Origin of the sequence: Microcystis sp. M_OC_Ca_00000000_C217Col, from assembly GCF_007095585.1 — a bacterium.
GTDB classification, from domain to species: Bacteria; Cyanobacteriota; Cyanobacteriia; order Cyanobacteriales; family Microcystaceae; genus Microcystis; species Microcystis panniformis.
Window position 1 is genome coordinate 1 of sequence record NZ_SFBV01000028.1, and the last position, 3387, is coordinate 3387.

Genomic DNA, 3387 nt, shown 5'->3' on the forward strand with positions numbered 1-3387 from the left:
AAACGAATAGGCTTTTTCCATACCTCACATTTTAGCATATATTTCGTAAACGATGCTCATATTTAACAGTAAAGCCGTCGTAGAACGACGGGGTTTCAGACCCAAATTTTCGATGACTGAGAGTAGCGAATAGCGTAAGTGCTGGCAGAGCAACGGGTAAAGCGGCAGACAAAATCGTGCGTCATAGAACAAGGAATTTCAGAGCTTGAGCCAACCTAATATGCCCTCCAGTAATGAATCTAAACTACCGTGATTCAATCCAAAAACTTTAGCGGTCTAGCAATTAATTGAGATTACTTACTTAACTGGTGCGTGGGGCGCGGATTGCTAATTTGGTTTTTTTATTCAAGGTTATTGCCGCAAAAACGCACCCTACATTATTACTGATTACTGATTACTGTTCACTGAATTGGTCTTACCACCACCACACCGTAAGCGTTAGGATTTAAATACTCTTGACAGGCATTTTGAATATCCTCTAAAGTGAGAGCTTCAATGTGTTGGGGATAACAAAAAGCCGGTTGTAAATCACCGATCTGAGTATGATAATAACCGTAAAGGTTAGCCCGATCGCTCGGTCTTTCATTGCTAAAAATAAACCGATTGGCCACTTGAGTTTTAACTCGTTCCAGTTCAGAAACTGTCACAGCTTCCTGTTGAATTTGTCCAATCTGTGCTACCACCTCTCTCTCCACTTGCTCGATATTTTCCGAGGCTAATTGGGCCGACACGGAAAACACCCCTTGCACTGCTTGGGACATATTACTGGCAGTTATTTGGGAAACTAAGCCCTTTTCTTGGCGCAGAGACTGAAATAATCGCGATACCTTGCCCTGACCCAGAATAGCCGCTAAAACATCGAGAGGATAGGTTTTTTCTAAGTCTCTCAACCCCGGCACTTTCCAAAATAGGATTAAGCGGGCCTGCTGCAAATTTTCATCCTCGTATTCTTGACGGATAATCTCGTTAAAGGGAGCTTCGGGCTGTAGATTAGCGATAGGATGAGAAATAAGCCCAGAATTGCCCTTACTGCCTAAAGTATCTAAAGAATCCCTCACAATAGCCATTAAATCATCTACAGGCAAATTACCCACCACCGCCACCGTCATCCATTCGGGACGATACCAAGTCCGATGAAAATCGCGCATTTGTTGAGCAGTAAGATTTTCAATCACTGCCATCGGACCCAACACCGGACGACGATAGGGTAAAACTTGAAAACAAGTCTCCATGGTGCGATAAAAAGTGCGCCGACGGGGATTATCCTGAGAACGACGAATTTCTTCTAAAATCACCTGTCTTTCCCGCTCAAAAGCTTCATCAGGGATTAAAGCGTCTAAAACCACTTCTAGCTGCAGCGGGGCCAGATGGGCGAAGTCCTGCGGGGCAGTGGTAATGTAATAATGGGTGTATTCTTGGCTAGTAGCGGCATTAGTCACCGCTCCCCTCGATTCGATCGCCCGTTCAAATTCGCCACTGTCTAAGTTAGGGGTTCCCTTAAAAACCATGTGTTCGAGAAAATGAGCCATCCCATTGATCTGATCCGATTCTAAGGCCGAGCCGACCTGCAGCCAAACATTGAGATTAACCGCTTCTACCGGTTGACTTTCGGCAATAATCGTCAAACCATTGGCAAGACGGTGCAGAATCGGAGTGTTGAGCGTGGCAGGTTTCCCTAGGATAGCCGTCATTCTTTATTAGTCCTCGGTAATCACTCTGGCAAAAATTGTCACTTTTCTCTATTGTAGTCCCAGACTTTCACAGAGCCAACAAGATCAGGTGTTGGCCAGCAATTCCAAATTCAGAATGTAGCAAATGATACGGAACATCAAACCCTTCTGCCTGGTACATCCCAATCCAACATCAAGAAGAATTAACAAGAGCCCTAGGGATGGCATCATCGAGCATAAAGTCTAAAAGGGGAGCATCTCACCTTTGTAACCCCTAAATCAGGTTTTGGTGGTGATTCGGTAGAGGAGGTTTTATCTTGAATGTCGGGGTGAAGACCCTCGCGCTCAAGCGACGGGATGAAACCCCGACCAGTATAAAACAGCGAAGCACGACATTTCGAGGGGCTTCAATGTAAAAGCTCAGTGTTTACAAAATCTTGACAATCCGATGCTATACAGGTTAACTTAAAATAAGTTGTTTGAGGTCGATAAACAAGGTCGATAAACAATGATTGTCTTAGAAATGAAAGCCGTGATCAAACCAAGTCAGTGTTCTGCCATTGATGAAGCTATTCGTACAGTACAATTCATCCGTAATAAGGCTTTAAGGCTTTGGATGGATGCCAAGAGAGAAGACAAAATTGATAAATATTCTCTCAATAAATATTGTGCAGTTCGCGGCCATTCAGTTCAATTTTGTCGATACTCTAAATTCTACTGCTAGACAAGCATCGGCCGAACGAGCTTGGTCAGCTATTGCCCGTTTCTATGACAATTGTAAGAAAAAGGTTAAAGGTAAAAAAGGTTATCCTAAGTTTCAGAAAAATAATCGTTCTGTGGAATACAAAAACTCTGGGTGGAAACTATCTGATGATAGAAAGAAAATAACTTTCACAGATAAGAAAAACATTGGCACGGTTAAACTGAAAGGAACCAGAGACTTAAACTTTTACCCTCTAGACCAAATTAAACGAGTTAGGATTGTTAAACGAGCAGATGGTTATTATGTCCAATTCTGTCTTAGCGTTGATATTCGGGAATATGCTAAACCCCTAGAACCAACAAAAAGATGTGTAGGATTGGATGTAGGTTTAAAAGTTTTCTACGCTAACAGTGATGGGGAAACAGTAGAAATACCGCAATACTATCGCCAAGCAGAAAAAAGATTAAACCGACTGAATCGGAAGAAATCTAAAAAGTTTAGAAAAGGTCAACCCCAATCAAACAACTACCAAAAGGCTAGAAAGAGGTATGCTAGAAAGCATTTAAGAGTAAGTAGGCAACGTAAAGGCTTTGTCGAAAAAGAGGCATTGCGCGTCATTAAATCTAACGATTTTATCGCTCAGGTCAACTTAAATATTCAAGGCATGGTAAAAAACTCTAAACTAGCTAAATCTATTAATGATGTGGCTTGGTCTATTTTTCGACAATGGTTAGAATATTTTGGGTTTAAATATGGTAAGGCTACGGTAGCAGTACCACCCCATAACACGAGTCAAAATTGTTCTAATTGTGGTCAAAAAGTCCCTAAATCTCTATCTACGAGAACCCATACTTGTCCCCATTGTGGTTATGTAGAAGATAGAGACATTAACGCTGCAATTAAGTGCGATTCGTTCAGTCGAAACCTAGAAATAGGGGGATGACTGGCCTCTGTTGAGTAACCCTAACTGGGTTGAGTACGCACTTTAATCCTCAGCAGATGACAACTTCATAA

1 protein-coding gene and 1 pseudogene are annotated in these 3387 nt (G+C 42.1%); one reads left to right on the forward strand and one right to left on the reverse strand.

The window, feature by feature from the left end:
- Positions 1–401: 401 nt before the first annotated feature.
- The gene (locus tag EWV66_RS01570) at positions 402–1691 is read right to left on the reverse strand and encodes a M16 family metallopeptidase (RefSeq protein WP_052277610.1); all 1290 of its coding nucleotides are present in this window, start codon (positions 1689–1691) and stop codon (positions 402–404) included.
- A gap of 487 nt (positions 1692–2178) precedes the next feature.
- Here EWV66_RS01570 and EWV66_RS01575 point away from each other — a divergent pair.
- A pseudogene (locus tag EWV66_RS01575) lies at positions 2179–3274 on the forward strand (RNA-guided endonuclease InsQ/TnpB family protein); the annotation flags it as partial.
- Between the last annotated feature and the right edge of the window lie 113 nt (positions 3275–3387).